Consider the following 20,580-nt stretch of genomic DNA (forward strand, 5'->3'; position numbering starts at 1 on the left):
GTCTATTTCTTCAGTTCCGCGTAGAGCTGCATCACCCGTTGCGGCAACACCTCGATGCGCGGCACCCGGAGCGCATAGCGCTCGCCGAAAATCCGATCGAGCTGGGGAAATCTGTGCTCACCGATGCCGAAGGCAAAGATATCGGTGCCGCGCCGCCGCAGCTGCTGCGCGGCCCGGCGGGCGTCCTCGACGAGATATTGCGCATCCGGCACGTCGACGTCGGACGGCTCGCCGTCGGTCAGAACCAGCAGCACTTTCCGGAACGCGCGTCGTTCCGCGAGGTAGCCCCCGGCATGGCGCAATGCCGCGCCCAGCCGGGTGGAATGGCTGCTACCAAGGCCGGCTAGACGCGCGCGAACCACGGCATCCATCGGCTCCGCAAAGCCCTTGATGCGCAGATAGCGCACGCGCTCGCGGCCGTCGGAGCTGAAACCATGCACCGCGATCGCATCATTGGCGGCCTCGACCGCCGCCGCCATGATCGCAGCCGCCTTGCGTTCGACGTCGAGGACCGTCCGGCCGCGGCGGTCACGGTCGGCGGTCGATTGCGACAGGTCCAAGAGCAGCAGGATGGCGAGATCGCGCGGTCCCGGCGCATCGCGCTGGTAGACCCTGGGCTCGCTGATATTGCCGGTGCGCCGCTCGATTGTCAGGGCGATCGCCGCGTCGATGTCGAGCGCGTCGCCGTCGCGCTGGCCCTTGTGTCTGATCCGGCGGCCGATCGACGCGTCGCGGGTCAACTCCGTGATCCAGCGCATCGCGTCGGCGTCCGTCGAGGAATCGAAGGGCTGTGCGGAAACGGCGGCATCGGCTTCCAGAATCGTGGTCCAGTCCGGCCGCTCGGTACGCGCCGCATAGTCCCATTCCGGGTAGGTCGCGACCGGAAACCCGTCCAGCAGCGTTACCGCGCTGGCCTTCGCGCGCAGCGTCTCGTCCGGCCTGGCGTTGTCGTCGGCCGGCTGACCACCCGCATCGTCGCGCCGCTCGATCCGGACGGAATCGACGGCAAGTTCGATCGTCTCGGCCGGACTGTCCCGCTGGTCGCCGAAATCCCACAGCGCCAGATTGTCGTCGCGATAGGCAGGTTCGACGACGTAGCTCTTGGCGTTGAACTGCAGCCGCATCTGCCCGATGTCGTTGCCGAGCAAACCACCGATCTCGCGGCTGATGGCGGGATCGGTCCAGCGGCCGGCGGCAGCGGCAAACAGCGTCCGCCCCTTGGTCACCCACGCATCCGGATCCTGATAATCGGGATCGATCAGCGCCCGCGCCAGCCGCATCATCAGTCCGGCTGCGGTTGCCTGGCCGGCTGGCGTGGCGCTGTGAAATGGCAGCCACAGCCGGCGCAGCCCCGGCATCTGGTAGAGCGCCAGCGCCTCGACCCGGGCATCCTCGATCAGCGAGACCAGCGCGATCTGCAGCGCCTTCAGTCGTCGCACCGGAAAGCGGACGGTGGAATGCACCAGATGCGCGCCGGCATGCGCGACCGCCGCGAGATAGACGGCGTCGGCCGCCTCGCCCTCGAAGCCGGGAAAGGTCTGCGGAAGACCGACGAGGCCGGCGGCGAGCGAGGTCCGCCGCGGCACCGGCGTCGGTGCAACGGCAAGTTTGCGGAAACGCGGCTTTCTGTTCCACAACGCGATCGTGGTTGCAGCGAGGCGCTTCTCCAGCCGCGCGAAATCATCCCCGCTCCGACCGGCTGCGAACAGCTGCGCCGAAAGCTGATCGTCGAGCGCGAAATAGGCGCGGCGGCGCGATGCGCGACTGCCACTGGCGCGCAAGCCAGCGGAGACCCACGCCGCAAACTCCTCGCCGCCGGCATGCGTCAGAAACTGCCCCAGCCGGCCGATCGCGAGCCCCGCCGACTCCGGCCCGGTGGCTGCGAGTTCGTCGAGCGCGGCGAGAACCGCGGTGAGTTCTCCTGCACCCGCAAGCCGGGGCAGCACCTTGGACAATTCGGTCAGCAAGGCATGGGCGACGCGGCTTCCGGCACCGCAGCCGATGTCCCTGACCGCGCGGCCGATCGCGATCAGATCATCGGCCGATCGCTGCGCCGGCCATTGCTCCGATAGACGCAGAAAACCCTGCACCACGGCTTGACCGAGATTGGCCTCGAACAGGGCGTGCACGGCCTCGTCCCAGACCGCCAGGTGATCGAACCAACCAGTTCGCTGCAGAGCGGTACGCGCTGTCTGCACCGCCGCAGCTACATCGTCATGGCCGCGCAAGAGTGCCGCAAGCCGACGTCCGGACCGGAAGCTATCGAGCGAACTGATTTGCGCGACCGCCACCTGCAATCTTCCACTTACCCACAGGCCGAGATCACGTCGCGCAACGTGTTCCTGGTGTCCGCATCATCGGTCAGGGGAACGACGATCGTGGTCTCGCAGGCCTTTTCGAGGCTGATGCCGCATCCGATCAGTCGGCCGGCATTGACCAGCATCCGGGTCGAGGCACCTTCGTCGAGCCCCTGGCCTTTCAGGTTGCGGCTGTGCTGGGCGATCTTCACCAGGAGATCGGCGAGGTTCGGCTCGATACCGGCTTCGCGCGACACCACCTCGGTTTCGGCCGGCCGATCAGGATAGCCGAAATCCAGCGCCGCGAAGCGCTGCTTGGTGGATTCCTTGAGGTCCTTGATCGCGCTCTGGTAGCCCGGATTGTAGGAAATCACGAGCTGGAAGTCGGAATGGGCGTGGATCAATTCACCGCGCTTTTCCAGCGGCAGCACACGACGATCGTCGGTCAAGGGATGGATCACGACCGTCGTGTCCTGGCGCGCCTCGACGATCTCGTCGAGGTAACAGATCGCGCCAAGGCGCACCGCTGTGGTGAGCGGCCCGTCGCTCCACACCGTGCCCTCTGCGTCGAGCAGCCAGCGCCCCACCAGATCCGCCGCCGTCATGTCCTCGTGGCAGGCCACCGTGATCAGCGGGCGGCCGAGCCGCCACGCCATATATTCGATGAAGCGGGTCTTGCCGCAGCCGGTGGGCCCTTTCAGCATCACCGGCATGCGGTTGGCATAGGCCGCACCGAACAGTTCGACCTCATCCTTGAGCGGCCGGTAATACGGCTCTTCCCGGATGCGGTATTGATCAAGCAGCAAAGCGGGATTGGACAAGCTCACGCCTCCCATGATCGCGCAGGCAGCCGTTCGCAACCGGTCGATATCACGATGCGAGCAGCTCCTTGAGCTTGCTGTCGATGAAGTCGACATCGACCGGATTGGTCCCCGGCCCGCCGGCGAAGTGGCCCCAGATCGACGGTACCGGCACGAGCTTGGCGTTCGGCATGTTCTCGACCTCGAACGCGCTGTCCTCCGGCGGGAAATAGAGATCGGTCTGACCCGGCATGACATAGGCCTTGGCCTTGATCGCCCGCAGCGCGGCCTTGAAGTCGCCGTTGTAGATTTCGTTGTCGCTGATGTCGCCGTGCTGCCAGGTCCACAGCATGGTCAGCAGGTTGTTGGGATCCTTCGGCAGGAAGAAGCCTTCCCAGAATGCCACCAGGAAATCCTCCAGCGACGAATAGCCCAGCGTCTTGATGTCGAGCTGCTCGCGATAGAAGGCCTGCGAAAAGCCCCAGCCGGCATAGACACGCGCGGCGGCGCGCAGGCCGCGGGCCGGCTTGTCGGTGTACCAGCCTTCCTTCCACGCAGCATCCGCCGTGAGTGCCGCCTTGACGCCTTCGAGGAACACGAAGTTGTGCCGCGAGCATTTGGCCGAGCCGCAGAACGGCGCCAACAGATCCATCATATCCGGATAGAGCGCGCCCCAATGGAACGTCTGCAGCGCGCCCATCGACCAGCCGACCACGAGACAGATGTGCTTGATGCCGAATTTCTCGGTCACCAGCCGATGCTGGGCGCGCACATTGTCATAGGCCGTCACCTGCGGGAAACGCGGTCCATTATACGGTTCCGGCGTGTTGCTCGGCGACGACGACAGCCCGTTGCCGAGCATGTTCGGAATGATAATGAAGTACTTTGCCGGGTCGAGCGCCCTGCCCGGTCCGATCAGCCATTCATTGTCGTAGTGCTGGCCGGAGTACCAGGTCGGATAGACGATGACGTTGTCCTTGGCTGCGTTGAGCTGGCCATAGGTCTTGTAGGCGAGCTTGCAGTCGCGAATGGTCGCGCCGCGCTGCAAGGTCAAATTGCCGAGATCATGGATCTGATAGTCGACGCTCATTGATGTACCCTTCTTGCTTGATCGAGCTGATCGCTTACGCCGGACGCGCCACCTTTTCAGTCGGAGAATCCACCCGTGCGATCGCACCGTACACGATGCCTGCGACCACTGCGGCGGAGATCGCAGTGGACAGTCCCGGCATCAGGTTTTCAACCGCAAAGGCAAACAGCGACCCGATGCCCCAGGCGATGAACGGCTTCGCACGCCAGTCGACGTCCGCGCGCGCCTCGGCCCGTAGCAGATACTGATCGACCAGAATGATCGCACCGATCGGCGGCACGAGGATGCCGAGCAGCGACAGCCACTGGATGAAGAACGCCCAGACATTGCCGGCAGCGACCAGGATGCCAAGCGCGCCGAGCACCACCGCCATCAGCCGCATATTGGTCCCGAGGATGCGCGACCAGCCGGTGGCCGCGTTGTACAGGCAATGCGAGCAGACCGAGCCGAGATTGGCATAGAGGAAGATGAATGCGAGGATGCTGAGCCAGGTGAGCTGCTTGCCGTTCATGTAGCCAAACATGTTGTCGACACCGAACGGGTTGGCGTTCGGCACGGCGAGCGCCGCCGTCATCACGCCGCCGACCAGCATCGCGACCAGATTGGCGAACGGAAACGCGCTGAACGTGGCAAACAGCGAGGACCGCGTGCTCGGCGCCCAGCGATTGAAGTCCGCCGTCACCGTGCCTGCGTCGATGAACAGCGCGAGCACCACCGTAAGCCCGACGCCCATCGACATGCTGGCGACGCCATTGTTGCCGGCATAGCCGAAGATCGCCGCCGACGTCGTGGTCGAGGCGGCATCGGCCGCGACCCAGAGGCCAAGCACGACAAACAGCGGCACCGACGCCAGCCCGATCCAGTGCAATCCCTTCACGCCGACGAAGGTGATCCCGATATAGAGCACGCCGGCGACGATGGTCATCGCCACATAGTTGAGGCCGTAGGTCGAGGAGATCAATGCGCCGGTGATGCCGGTCTGCACTGCATACCAGCCGAGCAGCAGGGTCGACAGCAGGCCCGACGCCAGCACGTAGCCCTTCTTTCCGAACACGATACTCGCGATCAGCGCGAAGTTCATGCCGCGCCGGGTGCCGATCAGGCCGAGCGCGCCCACATAGGCGAACATGATCAAATTGCCGACGATCATCGCCACCAGTGCATTCTTGAACCCCATGCCCAGCACCAACAGCGATCCGGTCATCGCGCCGGTGATGATCATCGGAAAGCCCAGCCACACCATCGTGACCGAGAAGGCGCTGCGCCGGGCGCTCATCGGCACCGGCTCGTGCTCGAATTCATGGCCGAGAAGGTCGTCGATCTGCCCTTCGGTCTGCTGAACCAGCCCGCTATTCGATTGACCGCTCATGATGTCCCCCCTGTTTCCTCCGCGAGGAAGTGTCCGCCGTTGCATCGAACCACGCCGGCGCGAAACATCGCGCCGGCGCCGATTATCGATGTCACTCAACGATGTGCGACTTTCTGGTTCGGAATGCCCTCGATCGGGCATTCGTCGGTTCCGACAGTCGGACGGGTCATGGCCTCGACCATTTCCCGGGTGCCCTCGGGGTCCGTGATCCAGTTCTTGTAGAAGGTGTAGGGGCAGACCGCGTGCCCCCGATCGCCGTCGCCGGAGTTGATCAGGCCGGTATAGCCGCGGTGCATCAGCTTGAAGAGATGGTTCTGCGACTGCATGTTGCGGCGGGCGTCGCGGATCAGCGACACCGAGAGCTGCGCGTACTGGATGCCGTTCTCCTCCGTGCCGCACTCGCCGAGCGTCCTTCCGTCGAAACCGATGAGCGCGGAATGGCCGAAGTAGGAATAGACGCCGTCGAAGCCAGAGGCGTTGGCGACCGCGACGTAGCAGTTGTTGGCCCAGGCCATCGACTTCGATATCTGGATCTGCTGCTCCTTGGCCGGATACATGTAGCCCTGGCAGCGCACGATCAGCTCGGCACCGCGCATCGCGCAGTCACGCCAGATCTCCGGATAGTTGCCGTCGTCGCAGATGATCAGGCTGATCTTCAGCCCCTTCGGCCCGTCCGAGACGTAGGTGCAATCGCCGGGATACCAGCCCTCGATCGGCACCCACGGCATGATCTTGCGATACTTCTGGACGATCTCGCCCTTGTCGTTCATCAGGATCAGGGTGTTGTACGGCGCCTTGTTGGGGTGCTCCTCATGGCGCTCGCCGGTCAGCGAGAACACGCCCCAGACCTTCGCCTTGCGGCAGGCGTCGGCGAAGATGCGGGTCTCCTCGCCCGGCACGGACGACGCCGTCTCGTACATCTCCTTGGAGTCGTACATGATGCCGTGGGTCGAGTATTCCGGGAAGATCACAAGGTCCATGCCCGGAAGGCCGAGCTTCATGCCCTCGACCATCTTGGCGATGTTGCGCGCGTTATCCAGCACCTCGGCCTTGGTGTGCAGGCGCGGCATCTTGTAGTTCACCACGGCAACGCCGACCGTGTCCTTGCTGCTCGATATGTCTCCATGCAACATGTCTCGACTCCCTTTCCTGAGCGATAATTCCCGCTACACGGCCATGTGCAGCTGGATGAGATCATCGGTGAGCTCACCGATCGCGCCCTTGGCGACGACGCGTCCCTTTTCGAGCAGCGCGAAGCGGTGAGACGCGCGCCGCGCGAACGCGACATTCTGTTCGACCAGCACGACCGTGATGCCGCGCTCGCGATTGAGACTGACGATCACGTCCTCGATCTGCTCGACGATGTTCGGCTGGATGCCCTCGGTCGGCTCGTCCAGCAGGATGACCTTGGGCTTGGCCAGCAGCGCCCGCGCGATCGCAAGCTGCTGCTGCTGGCCGCCGGAGAGATTGCCGCCATAGCGATTGAGAAAGTCCTTGAGTACCGGAAACAGCTCGAGCACCCACTCCTCGATTCCGTTGGCCGATTTCGCCGCGAAGGTTCCGAGCGTCAGGTTCTCCCGCACGGTGAAGCGCGGCAAAATCCCGCGGCCCTGCGGCACGTAGGCAATACCGGCCTTGGCGCGCTGATAGGTCCGCAGCGGCGAGATGTCGGCACCGTCGAGCGATAGCCGTCCGGTGCACCGGTCCATCAGGCCGAGGATGCTGCGCATCAGCGTGGTCTTGCCGACGCCGTTGCGGCCGAGCACCGAGAGGAATTCGCCATTGCCAACCATCAGGTTGATGCCCTGCAGGGCGCGGCTGTTGCCGTAGAAGGCGTCGACGTCGGTCAGCTCAAGCATGGCTGATGCCTCCCGATCCGAGATAGGCGCGGCGCACTTCCGGATGCGCCTCGACTTCTGCCGCGGTGCCCTCGGCCAGCATCTGGCCCATATGCATCACGGAGATGATGTCGCCGATCGCCTTGACGAAGCCCATGTCGTGCTCGACCACGATCAGCGTGTGCTTGCCCTTCAGCCGTGCGAACAGTTCGGCGGTCTTGCGGGTTTCCTGCGCCGTCATGCCCGCGGTAGGCTCGTCCATCAGGATCAGCTCGGCGTCCTGGGCGACCAGCATGCCGATCTCCAGCCACTGGGTCTGACCGTGCGACAGATAGGCGGCCGGCCGGTCGAGCTGCTCGGTGAGCCCGACCAGCTCGGCCAGACGCTCGACATGCTCGCGTCCTGAATTGCCGATGTTCCAGCGCAAATTGCCAAGCACGGAGGTGCGACGCGCCCGCGCCACTTCGAGGTTCTCGGAGACCGACAGCTCGCGGAACACGCTCGGCACCTGGAATTTGCGGCCGACGCCGGCGCGGGCGATTTCGTATTCCTCAAGATCCTGCAGCGCGGTGCCATCGAAGCTCACCGTGCCGGCGCTCGGCTTGACCTTGCCGCAGATGATGTCCAGCGCGGTGGTCTTGCCCGCGCCGTTCGGCCCGATCAGGCAGCGCAGCTCGCCCTTGCGCACGCTCATGTTGAGTGAATTGAGCGCCTTGAAGCCGTTGAAGCTGACCGACACGTCGCGGAGATCGAGATGGGAGCTCATGTGCTGCCCTCCGTCTGGCCGACGCCTTGCGCCACCCCGCCCGCGGCCGCATGGCGGCGCTGCACGATCCAGCGCAGCACGACCTGCGCAAGGCCGGCGAGCCCCTTCGGCAAAAACAGCACCACGAGCACGAACAGCGCGCCCATCACCAGCGTCCAGGTTTCCAGGAACGCCGCTGACTCCGACAGCGCGCCCTGCATGCCCGCCACCAGCACTGCGCCAAGGAACGCACCGACCAGGCTCTGCCGGCCGCCGACCGCGCACCACACCACCACCGAAAGAGAGAGCTGCACGCCGAGGAAGGTCGGCGAGGCAAACTCCATCACCACCGTGTAGAGCATGCCGGCAAGGCCCGCGATCGCCGCCGACAGCGCGAACACGAAGATCTGGTAGAGCGCGACGTCGTAGCCGAAGTAGCGCACCCTGCTCTCATGGTCGCGGATCGCCTGCACGATCAGTCCGGCCTTGGTTCTCGTGAAGGCAAAGGCGACAAGCAGGCTGAGCAGGACACAGCTGGCCACGAGATAATAGGTAGCCCGGCCATAGGCATCGAACGCGACGCCGAAGATCTCGAGCTGGGCGAGATCGGTGATGCCGTTGAAGCCGCCGGTGTAGCTCTGCTGGTCGATGATCACGAGATTGATCACCACCATGGTGGCGAGCGTGATGATCGAGACATAGACGCCGGTGACGCGGCCCCGGAACATGAACCAGCCGAGCGCCGCCGCAACCAGCGCCGGCACGATCAGGCCGGCGGCGATCGCGAAGGTCAGCGAGCGGAACGGCTCCCAGAACCACGGCAAATGCTGGACATTATTCCAGACCATGAAGTCCGGCAGTCCGCTCGCTCCGGTATGCACCGGCACGGTCTTGAGCTTGAGCGCCATTGCCATGGCGTAGGAGCCGAGCCCGAAGCTCATCGCCTGGCCGAGATTCAGGATGCCGCCGAATCCCCAGGACAGCCCGAGCGACACCGTGAGGATGCCCAGCACCAGATAACGCGCGACCTTGTTGAGCAGGAAGTCGTTGTTGAGCAGCACCGGCAGCGCGAACACCACGGCGCAGACGATCAGCAGAGGCGCAAGCTGCGCGATCAGGCGCTGCAATCCGCTGGAGTTAGAAACATGCGACGGCATAGATGAGCGATCTGTCTCAGGCCCGCACGCGTGCGGTGAAAAGCCCCTCGGGGCGGAAACGGATGAGCACGACGATGGCGAGCAGCACGATTGCCTTGGCCACCGTGTCGTTCTGCAGGAAGGCAATGCCGCCGGAGAGCTCGCCGAGGATGAAGGCGCTCGCCACGGTGCCGGCGAGGCTCTGGACGCCGCCGAGCACCACCACCATGAAGGCATCGACCACATAGCCGGTGCCCATATCGGGCGACACGCTCTTCAGCGGCGACACCAGCGCGCCAGCCAGTCCCGCAAGGCCCGCACCGTAGGCGAAGGTCAGCGCATAGACCCGTTTGGCGTTGATTCCGAACGAGGCAGCGACGGAACGGTCCTGGATGATCGCGCGTAGCTTCATTCCGACCGTGGTGCGGTTCATCAGCAACCAGGTCGCCACGAACAGTGCGATCGACACCACGAACAGGAACACCCGATAGGACGATACCGAGATGCCGAACACGTCCATGCTGTCGGACAGCGCCGGCGGCAGCTGCACGTAGCGCAGTTCGCTGCCGACCATCAGCCGCACCGCCTGCTGCAGCATGATGCCGACGCCCCAGGTCGCAAGGATCGTGTCCAGCGGCCGGTTGTTGAGCAGGCTCAGGACGTAACGTTCAATGACCCAGCCGAACGCGGCGACCACGAAGAAGATCGGCACCAGGCTCGCGAGCAGGCCGAGCCCGAGATAGGTATGAAACACCCAGGCCGCGTAAGCGCCCAGCATCACGAACTCGCCATGGGCGAGATTGATGATGCCCATCGAGCCGTAGATGATCGACAGGCCCAGCGCGACCAGCAGCAGGATCGATCCGATGCTGAGGCCGGTGACGATTTGTTCGATGAATTGGTCCACGTCGGGATCCGCTTTCGATGTTCGCGTTGTGCGCCCTGCCCCTCGCCCCCGTTCGTGCGAGAGGCAGCATTCGTTTCGGGACGCTGGCCGCCGGCGCCGCACGCCGACGGCCTTCGTCAGCCCCCGTCGTCAGCTCTTCTCGACCAAGCCCTTCTCGGTGCATGACTGTCCGGGATAGGCCGCGTAAGGCACCGGCTTCAGCCACTCCTTGGCCTCGACGAGAATCTCGAACTGTCCGTTCGACTTCGCCTGCGCGATCTTGGGCCACAGCCAGGTGTGCAGGTTCTCCGGCTCGATCCGGACCTTGCCCTGCGGTGCAATCACTTCCTGGCCCTTGACCGCGTCGCGGATGTTCGGCGGCGTGAGATCGCTGGTCGCGAGCTTCTCGACCGCCTGCTTGAACAGGTAGGTCTGGAAGTAGCAGGCCTCCGACACGAAATGCGTCACCTTGTCGGCGCCCCAACGCTTCTTGTAAGCCTCGACGAACTTCTCGTTCTCCGGCGACTTGTGCACCATGAAGTAAGGCGCCGAGGTGAAGTGACCGGCGGCCGCCTCGCCGCCCATCGCAGCGACTTCGTTCTCGGAGGTCGTGAGACTCGCCATCGGCATCTTCTCGGGATCGAGGCCGGCCGCCTTGTACTGACGATGCAGCGCGACCACGGAATCGCCGACCACGGTGGAAAAGATCACGTTCGGCTGAGTCGAGCGGATCTTGTTGATGACGGAAGAGAATTCGGAATGGCCGAGCGGCACATATTCTTCCGCCACGACCTCGCCGCCGAGTTTCTCAAGCAGCTTCTTGCAGTAGTTGTTCTCTTCCTTCGGATAGATGTAGTTGGAGCCGATCAGGTAGAACTTCTTGCCGAACTTCTTGACCAGCCAGGGCACGAACTCGTCCTGCTGCTGGTTCGGCACCGCGCCGGTGTAGATGACGTTCTTCGAGCACTCGCGGCCTTCATAGAGCGTCGGATACCAATAGAGATTGTTCTGCCGCTCGAACACCGGCAGCACCGCCTTGCGGCTTGCCGAGGTGTAGGAACCGAACACACTGACGCATTTGTCGCCGACGACGAGCTTGCGAGCCTTCTCCGAGAAGGTCGCCGGATCGGACGCGGGGTCCTCGACGATCGGCACGATCTTGCTGCCCTTGATGCCGCCTGCGGCGTTGATCTCCTCGATGGCGAGCAGCGTCGCCTTGTTGAGCGATTCCTCGATGATCGCGGTCGTTCCCGTCAGCGAGAACAGCACGCCGACCTTGATCTCGCCGCCGGCGGCGTAAGCGAGGTCGGCGTTCTTGATCCAGATGTGCGGCAGTCCGGTGCCGGCAAACGCGCCCAGCGCCGCGGTATTCCTCAGCAAAGTCCGCCGTGAAATGCTCATCCCTAGCTCCCTTCAGGACTGAAAAAACAAAAAGCCCTCCCGATGCGCGCTTACGCGAGCATTGGGAGGGCTTTGTTGCCGGTTGAAGGCGGCGCTGTCGCCGCCGGCCCCGCTATTGGGGCTTACTGTCGATGATCGTAGCCAAGCAGTTCGAACGAGTCAACAATCGCCGCGGCGACTGCACTTGCCGACACGCGACGATCCATCGCCTGTCGTCTGATGAAGCCATAGGCTTCGGTTTCCGGCATCTGCCGCGTCGCCATCAGGATCGCCTTGGCGCGCTCCACCGTGCGCATCGAGCGCAGATTGTCATCGAGCTTCTCGATCTTGCTGCGAAGCCGCCGTTCATAACCAAATTGACTGCGCGCCAGCACGAGACTGGACAGCACGGCATTCTGCGTGAACGGCCGCGGCAGCACGGCGTTCGGCGTCGCATGACACAGCGCATCGGCGTGAACGGTTTCCGTCGCCGGCAGGATCACAACCAGCGCCGAGCGCGCGTCGCCGGGAATCCATGGCAGGCGCCGCGCCAGATCAGGGGAATATTCGCAGTACACCACGTCGGCATCGGCGGGCACGCTCTCCGGCATCGGCCAGACCTGCCGCACCCGCATCCGGAACCGCTGCAACTCGCGCAGCAACATGCCGACCTGATCGTCGACCGGCGCGACCACCACCGCCGACAGATCGGCAAGTTCCTGAACCATGGTCTTGCGTCCGCCGACGTCTCGGCTCAGCGACGGCTTACGCGACATTTCGTTCATTGGACGCTTCCTGTTTGCGTTGCACGACCATATCCGATCAGGAACGGATCCGCATGCACCGGCTCCTTCGACTGGCTGACGACATCGAACTGCCCCTGGCGGTTGGCGCGCCCGATGCGGGTCCAGAGGTCGGTATGACCCGACATCGGGTTGACGGTGACGGCACCTTGCGGTGCATCAAAGCTGGTGCCGAACACCATCAAGCGGAGAACTTCGGTGTCGAGTGAATTGACCTGCTCGAGCGCCTTCGCGAACAGATGCAGCTGGAAATAGGATGCTTCGGCGCACATGTTGGTTGAGATATCGGCGCCGAACCGCTTCTTGAAGCGCTGCACAAACGCATTATTAGCGCTGCCCTCGACGCCCTGGAAATACGATGCGGCCGTGACGTGTCCCTCGCCGACGTCGAAGCCCATGGCGGCAATTTCCGCTTCCGTCGTGGTCAGGCTGGCGATCGGCACCTGCTTTGGATCGAGCCCGACATTCGCATAGGCCTGATAAAGGAACACCGTGCCCTCGCCAACGACGGTCGAGAAGATCACGTCGGGCCTGACACGCTTGATATCCTGGATGATCGGCACAAAATCCTGCCAGCGCGCGTAAACATTGACATAGCGCTCGCCGACCACCGAGCCGCCGTTGCTCTTGAGCAGCTCCCGCATCACCCGGTTGGACTCGCGCGGATAGATGTAGTCGGACCCCACGAAATAGAACCGCGTTCCGAACGTATCCATCAAATAGCGGCACAGCGCGAGGCTGTTCTGGTTCGGCGAGGCGCCGGTGTAGATGACGTTGGGCGACGCCTCGAACCCTTCGTAAAGCGTCGGATACCAGAGCAGACCGTTCAGCCGTTCGACTACCGGCAGCACCGCCTTGCGGCTCGACGAGGTGTAGCAGCCGAAGATCGTGCTGACCTGATCCTCGATCATCAGCCGCTTGGCGTAATGACCATAGGCGGCCGAGTCCGATCCGGGGTCATAGGCAACGGGAACCAGCTCGCGGCCGCAGACGCCGCCCGCTTCATTCACCTCTTCGATCGCGAGTTGCGTGCCCTGATACTGGGTCTCCTCGATGACCGACATGAAGCCGGTTCGCGAGAACAGCACTCCTATCCGCCACGGAGCGGATGTCGTTTGGGTAAGGTTCGACATGATCAGGCCCTCGACAGAATTGGAGGGACGAGAGGGATTATTGTTCTTGTTGCTCTCGAACAGCATTGCCGGCTGCGGAAGATTGCATGCCATCTGCCGCGAGACAAGGACCCTGGCCGCTCATCCTGTCAGCGAAGCTGACGCGAAAGCAGGCAGACTAATGTGTCACCCGCGACGGGTCACAGACGCAGCGCTCCACGGACCACCTATCTCCGGTAGCTGCACCGCCGATTTCCCGTATCAAGGCATGTCCGGCCGGTCACCTCGCGTACATCAACCGGAAGGTTGAGAGCTGCAACGGGATTGCTCGTTAAGCTGCGCCCCGGTCGGGAGATGCCGCAACTCCCGATCGAGGAGGTCCTATCAGCGCAGGCTAGGCAGATCGAGCCGGTTGGCGCGCGCGCATTCGACCGCCGTGTCATAGCCGGCGTCGGCGTGGCGCATCACGCCTGTCGCCGGGTCGTTCCATAGCACACGCTCGAGCCGGCGCGCGGCCTCCGGCGTGCCGTCAGCGACGATCACCATGCCGGCGTGCTGCGAATAGCCGATGCCGACGCCGCCGCCGTGATGCAGCGACACCCAGGTGGCGCCGCTCGCGCAGTTGAGCAGTGCATTGAGCAGCGGCCAGTCGGACACCGCGTCGGAGCCGTCGCGCATCGCCTCGGTCTCGCGGTTCGGGCTCGCCACCGAGCCGCTGTCGAGATGATCGCGGCCGATCACGATCGGCGCCTTGAGCTCGCCGCGCGCCACCATCTCGTTGAAGGCAAGGCCAAGCCGATGGCGGTCGCCGAGCCCGACCCAGCAAATTCGCGCAGGCAGTCCCTGAAACTTGATGCGCGCCTTGGCCATGTCGAGCCAGTTGTGCAGGTGGCTGTCGTTGGGCATCAGCTCCTTGACCTTTGCATCGGTCTTGAAGATGTCCTCGGGATCGCCCGACAGCGCCGCCCAGCGGAACGGCCCGACGCCGCGGCAGAACAGCGGACGGATATAGGCCGGAACGAAGCCTGGAAAATCGAACGCCTGCTTCAGGCCCATGTCCTTGGCCATCTGGCGGATGTTGTTGCCGTAATCGAGCGTCGGGATTCCCTGCGCGTGAAAATCCAGCATGGCCTGGACGTGATCGACCATCGAGGTCTTGGCTGCCGTCTCAACGGCCTTCGGGTCGCCCGCGCGTTTGGTTTCCCAATCGGCGAGTGTCCATCCCTTCGGCAAATAACCGTTGATCGGATCATGCGCGCTGGTCTGGTCGGTGACGATGTCCGGGCGCACGCCGCGGTGCACCAGTTCGGGAAAGATCTCGGCCGCATTGCCGAGCAGGCCGACCGACACCGGCTTCTGGCTCTTGACCGCCTCAGCAATGATTGCGAGCGCGTCATCGAGCGTCGCCGCCTGGCGGTCGAGGTAGCCCGTCCGCAGCCGCATCTCGATGCGGCTCGGCTGGCATTCGACCGCGAGCATCGAGGCGCCGGCCATCGTCGCGGCCAGCGGCTGGGCACCGCCCATGCCGCCGAGGCCCGCCGTCAGGATCCATTTGCCGGCGAGACTGCCGCTATAATGCCGGCGGCCGACCTCGACGAACGTCTCATAGGTCCCCTGCACGATACCCTGGCTGCCGATATAGATCCATGAGCCTGCCGTCATCTGGCCGAACATCATCAGGCCCTGCCGGTCGAGCTCGTTGAAATGATCGAGCGTTGCCCAATGCGGCACCAGGTTGGAATTCGCGATCAGTACGCGCGGCGCGTCGGCATGGGTCCGGAAAATGCCGACCGGCTTGCCGGACTGCACCAGCAGGGTCTGGTCGCCTTCGAGCTTGCGCAAGGACGCGGCAATCCGATCAAAGCTCTCCCAGTCGCGCGCCGCACGGCCGATGCCGCCATAAACCACGAGCTCGCTCGGGCGCTCGGCGACATCAGGGTCCAGATTGTTCATCAGCATGCGCAGCGGTGCTTCCGTCAGCCAGCTCTTGGCGCTGATGTCGGTGCCGCGGGGAGCACGGATGATGCGTTCGTTATCCAGTCGGCGGTTCATGACGGATGTTCCTGCTAAGCAAGTCTTCTAAGTCAGTCTTGGAAATGGATCGGTCGGAAGCACCGCGATCGCAGCGGCGGGCAGCGCGTCGGCTTCGATCAGAGCGGCCGCCCTGGCGAGATCGTCAGCCATGTAGCGGTCGGCGGCGAGCGCCGGAACCTGCTCTCGGAGCGCGGCAATGACCGCAGCGAGCGGCGCGCTCGTTGAGTGCGGCGCGCGCAGCGTGATGCCCTGCGCGGCGACCAGCAGTTCGATGCCGAGGATGGCGGCGAGATTGTCGGCCATATCGGACAGCCGGCGCGCAGCATGCGCGGCCATCGAGACGTGATCTTCCTGGTTGGCGCTGGTCGGCGTCGAATCGATCGAGCACGGCATCGCACGCTGCTTGTTCTCGGCATAGAGCGCCGCCGCCGTCACCTCGGCGATCATGAAGCCGGAATTGATGCCGGGTTCGGGCGTCAGGAACGGCGGCAGGCCGAAGTTCAGGGCGGGATCGACGAGGGTCGCGATCCGCCGCTCGCTGGTCGCCCCGATCTCCGAAAGCGCGAGCGCAATCTGGTCGGCGGCGAACGCCACCGGCTCGGCGTGGAAATTGCCGCCTGACACGATTTCGCCGGTCTCGACCAGGACGAGTGGATTGTCGGTGACGGCATTGGCCTCAACGGTCAGCCCGCGGGCGGCTTGCGCGAGCAGGTCGAGCACAGCACCCGCGACCTGCGGCTGGCAGCGCAGGCAATAGGGATCCTGCACGCGCTCGTCGCCTTCGAGATGCGATTGCCTGATGTCGCTGCCGTCAAGCAGCGCGGTCAGGGCGGCGGCCGCAGCGATCTGCCCGTCATGGCCACGCAAAGATTGAATCTCGGGACGAAACGGCACCGTCGACGCCATCGCCGCATCGACCGACAGCGCACCGGTCACCAGCGCGGCGCACGCCAGGCGATTCGCACGCAGCAGACCGGAGATGGCGTAGGCGGAGGAAAACTGCGTGCCGTTGATCAGCGCGAGCCCCTCCTTCGGGCCGAGCGTCAAGGGCGCGAGGCCGGCAACCGCAAGCGCTTCGCGGCCCGGCACGACTTTGCCATCAAGGATTGCCTGTCCCTCCCCGATCATGACCGCGGTCATGTGAGCGAGCGGCGCGAGATCGCCGGAGGCACCGACCGAGCCCTGCTGCGGCACCAGCGGATAAACGCCGCGCGCCAGCATGCCCTGCAACTGCTCGATCACCTCGCGGCGCACGCCGGATGCGCCGCGACCGAGCGAAATCACTTTCAACGCCATCATCAAACGCACGATCGGCTCGGGCGTGTTCGGACCGACTCCACAGCAGTGCGACAAGATGAGGTTGCGCTGAAGCAGCGCGGTTTGATCGGGCGCAATGCGCGTCGATGCCAGCTTCCCGAAACCGGTATTGATGCCGTAGACGGGAACGTCGATATGCGCCGCCTTCGCCACGATCTCCGCGGCCGCCTCGACGCGCGGCCAGCACGATAGATCGAGCATGATGGGCGCGCCCGCGAGCACGCGCACCAGGACGTCGAGGCCGACGGTTCCGGGAGTCACGACGACAGGCGCATCCCGATCGCTCATTGCCCCCTCCACACCCGGCTGTGCAGCGGGTTGAAGCCGATGCGGTAGACCAGTTCGGCCGGACGCTCGATGTCCCAGATCGCCAGATCGCACCACTTGCCGGCCTCTAACGTACCGGTCTCGGCGAGCATGCCGAGCGCGCGCGCCCCTTCCCGCGTCACCCCTGTGAGGCATTCGGCGACCGTCATCCGGAACAGCGTTGCGCTCATGTTCATCGCCAGCAGGAGCGAGGTGAGCGGCGAGCTGCCAGGATTGCAATCGGTCGCCAGCGCCATGTTCACACCGTGGCTACGGAACAGCTCGACCGGCGGCTTGTGCGTTTCACGAATGAAATAGAACGCGCCGGGCAGCAGGACCGCGACGGTGCCGGCCATCGCCATCGCCACCGCGCCGGCTTCGTCGGTGTGCTCGAGATGATCGGCCGAGAGCGCCGAGAATTTCGCGGCCAGCGCCGCGCCGCCGAGATTGGACAGCTGATCCGCATGCAGCTTGACCGGCAGTCCGAGCGCACGCGCCGCCTCGAACACCCGTGCCGTCTGCTCTCCGGAAAACGCGATCCCCTCCATGAAGCCGTCGACGGCATCGGCAAGGCCGGCCTTGGCCACGGCCGGCAGCATCTCGTTGCAGACCAGATCGATGTAACCGTCCTTGTCGCCATTGGCCTCCAGCGGCAGCGCATGCGCTCCGAGGAAAGAGGTGCGGATCGCGACCTGCCGCAGGCGGGCGAGGCTGCGTGCCGCCGCAAGCTGCCGCATCTCGGTCTCGGCATTGAGGCCATAGCCGGACTTGATCTCGACGGTGGTTGCGCCCTCGCCGATCAGCGCGTCGAGCCGCGGCAGCGCGCCGGCGACGAGCTCCGCCTCGGTCGCCTTGCGCGTCGCCGCAACGGTCGAGACGATGCCGCCGCCGGCGCGCGCGATCTCCTCATAGCTCGCGCCCTTCAGGCGCAGCTCGAACTCGTGCGCGCGGTCGCCGCCGAAGACGAGATGGGTGTGGCAATCGACGAGCCCAGGCGTGATCCAGCGGCCGGCACAATCGATCCGATCAACGGCGTCCGCATCCACAGGAAAGTCCGACTGCACGCCGGCATAGACGATGCGGCCGTCGCGCGCCGCGATCAGGCCCCGCTCGATCTCGCCGAGATCAGTGCGGTCGCTGCGCATCGTGGCGAGCCGGGCGTTGTGCCAGATACGGTCGAAGCGCTCTGCCATGCGATCGTCCCCTCGAGGTGGGATGCTTGACTTATATGTCTAGACATATAATCGTGTCCGGGTTCTGTCCAGCCGGCGTGGAAAAATGACACGACTGCATTTCGCATTCGCGCTGCTGCCTTCGGGCTGGGCCAATGACGTGCAAGTCGTCGTTGTCGATGGCGCGATCGCCTCGGTGACGGCGGGCGTTGCGCCTGGCGCCGGCGACGAACGTCACCAAATGGCGGTTCCGGGATTGGCGAGCCTGCACAGCCACGCCTTTCAGCGCGGCATGGCCGGCCTTGCCGAACTGCGCGGCGACACGACCGATACGTTCTGGACCTGGCGTGAGACGATGTATCGCTTCACGCTGACCATGACGCCGGACGACGTCACAGCCGTCGCGACCCTGCTCTATGTCGAGATGCTCGAGCGCGGCTTTACCCGTGTCGGCGAGTTTCACTATCTGCATCATGATCGAGACGGCGCGCCCTACGCCAATCTCGCCGAGATGGCCATACGCATCGCAGAGGCCGCCGACGCCTCCGGCATCGGGCTCACGCTGCTGCCAAGTTTCTATGCTCACAGCACGTTCGGCGGCGCCGCACCGCATGCCGGGCAACGTCGCTTCATCTGCTCGGTCGATCAGTTCGCCGCGCTGATGGCCGCCTCGCGCGAGGCAATCCGAAAACTTCCCGGCGCCAACATCGGCATCGCTCCGCATAGCCTGCGCGCCGTGGCGCCGGATGAGCTGGCGGCGATCATCCCGCTTGCCGGGGCGGACCCGATCCACATCCACGCCGCCGAACAGGTGCGCGAGGTGGAGGATTGCCTTGCCTGGTCAGGACAGCGGCCGGTGCAATGGCTGCTCGAACATGCGCCCGTCGATCAGCGCTGGTGCCTCATTCACGCGACCCACATGACGGAGCAGGAAGTCAATGCACTCGCCGGCAGCGGCGCGGTTGCCGGCCTTTGCCCCGTCACCGAAGCAAGTCTCGGCGACGGCATCTTTTCGGCGCGCGAATTCCTCGCCGCGGGCGGCCGGTTCGGCATCGGCACCGATTCCAATGTGCTGGTCGGCGTCGCCGACGAGCTGCGCCAGCTCGAATACGGTCAGCGGCTGAAACACCGCGAGCGCAATGTACTCTCGGGGCGTCCCGGCACATCCACCGGCCGCGCCCTGTTCGACCAGGCGCTCGCTGGCGGCGCGCAGGCTCTGGCACGGACCAAGGCCGGGCTTGCGCCCGGCGCGCGCGCCGACATCGTCAGCCTCGACACCGCGCATCCGTCCCTCGCGGGACGATCGGGCGATGCGGTTCTCGACGGCTGGCTGTTTGCAACCGGCAGCGACGCGATCGATTGCGTCTGGGCCGCCGGCGACAAGGTGGTGGCGGGCGGACGGCATCGGCTGCGCGACAAGGCGCGCGAGCAGTTCAATGCAAGCGTGCGGAGGCTCGTCGCATGAGCCTCGCCTCCGACCAGGCCAAGCCCGGCGCGGCGAACAAGCCGACACTCTACAAGCGCATCCGGCTCGACATCGAGACGCGGATCCTGACCGGCGAATGGCCGCCCGGGCATCGCATCCCGTTCGAGCACCAGCTGATGGCGCGCTATCGCTGCTCGCGCATGACGGTGAACAAGGCGTTGTCGGAACTGGCGCAGGCCGACCTGATCGAGCGGCGGCGCCGTGCCGGCACCTTCGTGCGCCGTCCGCAGCATCTGTCGGCGGTGCTCAAGATCGCCGACATCCGCGCCGAGATCACCGCGCTCGGCCGCAGCTACGGCTATCAGCTGATCGAATGCCGGCGCCGTACCGCGACATCGGCCGATCGCGCCCGGCTCGGCGTCAGCACGGCCGGCAAGATAGTCGCGATCGCCTGCCGGCACAGCGCCGACAATGTGCCGTTCGCCGTCGAGGACAGGCTGATCGATCTCTCCACGGTGCCGGAAGCTGCAACCGCGGACTTCGCCCGCGAACCGCCGGGGTCATGGCTGCTGCACCATGTGCCGTGGACCGAAGCCGAGCATACGATCAGCGCCGTCATCGCCGACGACCGCACGGCAAAGGCGCTCGACATCGCGGTCGGGGCGCCCTGCCTCGTGATCGACCGCTACACCTGGCGCAGCGCGCGCACGCTGACGGCGGTGCGGCTGCATTATCCAGGCGAGACGCATCGCCTGGTGGCCCGCTTCAAGGGAGGCTGAGGACAGCTTGCGCGGCATATTTCATGCAATGCATCATGGGCCATCGTCCGCCGACATGCTTCATGCGGCAATCCGCCGCGACTGACGTGA

The 20,580-nt window shown here is 64.8% G+C and carries 17 protein-coding genes; 2 read left to right on the forward strand and 15 right to left on the reverse strand.

Translation table 11 applies throughout. The features are described from left to right. Positions 1-2 precede the first annotated feature (2 nt). From J2R80_RS43550 to hutI, 15 genes are all read right to left on the reverse strand, one after another. A complete protein-coding gene (locus J2R80_RS43550; protein WP_083715185.1) occupies positions 3-2,291 on the reverse strand; it encodes a VWA domain-containing protein in 2,289 nt (762 codons plus the stop codon). A gap of 14 nt (positions 2,292-2,305) precedes the next feature. Further along, positions 2,306-3,133, reverse strand: a complete 828-nt coding sequence (locus J2R80_RS35300; RefSeq protein WP_051002629.1) for a CbbQ/NirQ/NorQ/GpvN family protein — start codon at positions 3,131-3,133, stop codon at positions 2,306-2,308. 34 nt (positions 3,134-3,167) lie between these two features. After that, the gene (locus J2R80_RS35305; RefSeq protein WP_076833536.1) at positions 3,168-4,187 is read right to left on the reverse strand and encodes an alpha/beta fold hydrolase; all 1,020 of its coding nucleotides are present in this window, start codon (positions 4,185-4,187) and stop codon (positions 3,168-3,170) included. A 34-nt stretch (positions 4,188-4,221) separates the two neighbouring features. Beyond that, on the reverse strand, positions 4,222-5,556 hold the full coding sequence (locus tag J2R80_RS35310; protein WP_076833534.1) for a cytosine permease: 1,335 nt from the start codon (positions 5,554-5,556) through the stop codon (positions 4,222-4,224). A 95-nt stretch (positions 5,557-5,651) separates the two neighbouring features. Then, positions 5,652-6,689, reverse strand: coding sequence for an aliphatic amidase (locus J2R80_RS35315; RefSeq protein WP_028331418.1), 1,038 nt, complete (start codon positions 6,687-6,689; stop codon positions 5,652-5,654). A gap of 33 nt (positions 6,690-6,722) precedes the next feature. Continuing rightward, a complete protein-coding gene (gene urtE, locus J2R80_RS35320; RefSeq protein WP_050386944.1) occupies positions 6,723-7,415 on the reverse strand; it encodes an urea ABC transporter ATP-binding subunit UrtE in 693 nt (230 codons plus the stop codon). Then, a complete protein-coding gene (gene urtD / locus J2R80_RS35325; RefSeq protein WP_057015922.1) occupies positions 7,408-8,160 on the reverse strand; it encodes an urea ABC transporter ATP-binding protein UrtD in 753 nt (250 codons plus the stop codon). Before urtD ends, urtE begins: the two co-directional genes overlap by 8 nt. Next, entirely contained in the window at positions 8,157-9,296 is a 1,140-nt protein-coding gene (urtC, locus tag J2R80_RS35330) for an urea ABC transporter permease subunit UrtC (RefSeq protein WP_253624091.1), read from the reverse strand. Before urtC ends, urtD begins: the two co-directional genes overlap by 4 nt. 16 nt (positions 9,297-9,312) lie before the next feature. Further along, complete coding sequence (urtB, locus tag J2R80_RS35335; RefSeq protein WP_057015920.1) at positions 9,313-10,182, reverse strand: urea ABC transporter permease subunit UrtB; 870 nt, start codon at positions 10,180-10,182, stop codon at positions 9,313-9,315. A gap of 129 nt (positions 10,183-10,311) precedes the next feature. Next, a complete protein-coding gene (locus tag J2R80_RS35340; RefSeq protein WP_253640222.1) occupies positions 10,312-11,562 on the reverse strand; it encodes a transporter substrate-binding domain-containing protein in 1,251 nt (416 codons plus the stop codon). A 122-nt stretch (positions 11,563-11,684) separates the two neighbouring features. Continuing rightward, positions 11,685-12,326: an ANTAR domain-containing response regulator gene (locus J2R80_RS35345; protein ID WP_253640223.1), complete on the reverse strand. Its 642-nt coding sequence runs from the start codon at positions 12,324-12,326 to the stop codon at positions 11,685-11,687. Further along, on the reverse strand, positions 12,323-13,477 hold the full coding sequence (locus J2R80_RS35350; protein ID WP_253640224.1) for a transporter substrate-binding domain-containing protein: 1,155 nt from the start codon (positions 13,475-13,477) through the stop codon (positions 12,323-12,325). Before J2R80_RS35350 ends, J2R80_RS35345 begins: the two co-directional genes overlap by 4 nt. A 363-nt stretch (positions 13,478-13,840) precedes the next feature. Further along, entirely contained in the window at positions 13,841-15,508 is a 1,668-nt protein-coding gene (hutU, locus tag J2R80_RS35355) for a urocanate hydratase (protein WP_076833531.1), read from the reverse strand. Between the two features lie 27 nt (positions 15,509-15,535). Then, the gene (hutH, locus tag J2R80_RS35360) at positions 15,536-17,095 is read right to left on the reverse strand and encodes a histidine ammonia-lyase (RefSeq protein ID WP_253640225.1); all 1,560 of its coding nucleotides are present in this window, start codon (positions 17,093-17,095) and stop codon (positions 15,536-15,538) included. Further along, positions 17,092-18,306 carry an imidazolonepropionase gene (gene hutI / locus J2R80_RS35365; protein WP_076833527.1) on the reverse strand — a complete coding sequence of 405 codons (1,215 nt, stop codon included), beginning with the start codon at positions 18,304-18,306 and terminating at the stop codon, positions 17,092-17,094. The genes hutH and hutI overlap by 4 nt, the downstream gene beginning before the upstream one ends. Before the next feature lie 85 nt (positions 18,307-18,391). On the opposite strand from hutI, the gene J2R80_RS35370 reads away from it, so the two are divergent. Together J2R80_RS35370 and hutC are read left to right on the forward strand one after the other, a co-directional pair. Beyond that, positions 18,392-19,750 carry a formimidoylglutamate deiminase gene (locus J2R80_RS35370; RefSeq protein WP_076833525.1) on the forward strand — a complete coding sequence of 453 codons (1,359 nt, stop codon included), beginning with the start codon at positions 18,392-18,394 and terminating at the stop codon, positions 19,748-19,750. Continuing rightward, positions 19,747-20,490: a histidine utilization repressor gene (gene hutC, locus J2R80_RS35375; protein WP_076833523.1), complete on the forward strand. Its 744-nt coding sequence runs from the start codon at positions 19,747-19,749 to the stop codon at positions 20,488-20,490. The genes J2R80_RS35370 and hutC overlap by 4 nt, the downstream gene beginning before the upstream one ends. The last annotated feature ends 90 nt before the right edge of the window (positions 20,491-20,580 follow it).

The sequence above is a fragment of the Bradyrhizobium sp. USDA 4541 genome (assembly GCF_024171085.1).
Classification (GTDB): Bacteria; Pseudomonadota; Alphaproteobacteria; order Rhizobiales; family Xanthobacteraceae; genus Bradyrhizobium; species Bradyrhizobium australafricanum.

Coding starts and splice junctions, on each gene's coding strand:
- J2R80_RS35345 (WP_253640223.1), bottom strand. CDS start 12,326: ATGAACGAAATGTCGCGTAAGCCGTCGCTGAGCCGAGACGTCGGCGGA.
- J2R80_RS35350 (WP_253640224.1), bottom strand. CDS start 13,477: ATGTCGAACCTTACCCAAACGACATCCGCTCCGTGGCGGATAGGAGTG.
- J2R80_RS35370 (WP_076833525.1), top strand. CDS start 18,392: ATGACACGACTGCATTTCGCATTCGCGCTGCTGCCTTCGGGCTGGGCC.
- J2R80_RS35300 (WP_051002629.1), bottom strand. CDS start 3,133: ATGGGAGGCGTGAGCTTGTCCAATCCCGCTTTGCTGCTTGATCAATAC.
- hutI (WP_076833527.1), bottom strand. CDS start 18,306: ATGGCAGAGCGCTTCGACCGTATCTGGCACAACGCCCGGCTCGCCACG.
- J2R80_RS35315 (WP_028331418.1), bottom strand. CDS start 6,689: ATGTTGCATGGAGACATATCGAGCAGCAAGGACACGGTCGGCGTTGCC.
- hutH (WP_253640225.1), bottom strand. CDS start 17,095: ATGAGCGATCGGGATGCGCCTGTCGTCGTGACTCCCGGAACCGTCGGC.
- urtD (WP_057015922.1), bottom strand. CDS start 8,160: ATGAGCTCCCATCTCGATCTCCGCGACGTGTCGGTCAGCTTCAACGGC.
- J2R80_RS35340 (WP_253640222.1), bottom strand. CDS start 11,562: ATGAGCATTTCACGGCGGACTTTGCTGAGGAATACCGCGGCGCTGGGC.
- urtE (WP_050386944.1), bottom strand. CDS start 7,415: ATGCTTGAGCTGACCGACGTCGACGCCTTCTACGGCAACAGCCGCGCC.
- urtC (WP_253624091.1), bottom strand. CDS start 9,296: ATGCCGTCGCATGTTTCTAACTCCAGCGGATTGCAGCGCCTGATCGCG.
- hutU (WP_076833531.1), bottom strand. CDS start 15,508: ATGAACCGCCGACTGGATAACGAACGCATCATCCGTGCTCCCCGCGGC.
- hutC (WP_076833523.1), top strand. CDS start 19,747: ATGAGCCTCGCCTCCGACCAGGCCAAGCCCGGCGCGGCGAACAAGCCG.
- J2R80_RS35310 (WP_076833534.1), bottom strand. CDS start 5,556: ATGAGCGGTCAATCGAATAGCGGGCTGGTTCAGCAGACCGAAGGGCAG.
- J2R80_RS35305 (WP_076833536.1), bottom strand. CDS start 4,187: ATGAGCGTCGACTATCAGATCCATGATCTCGGCAATTTGACCTTGCAG.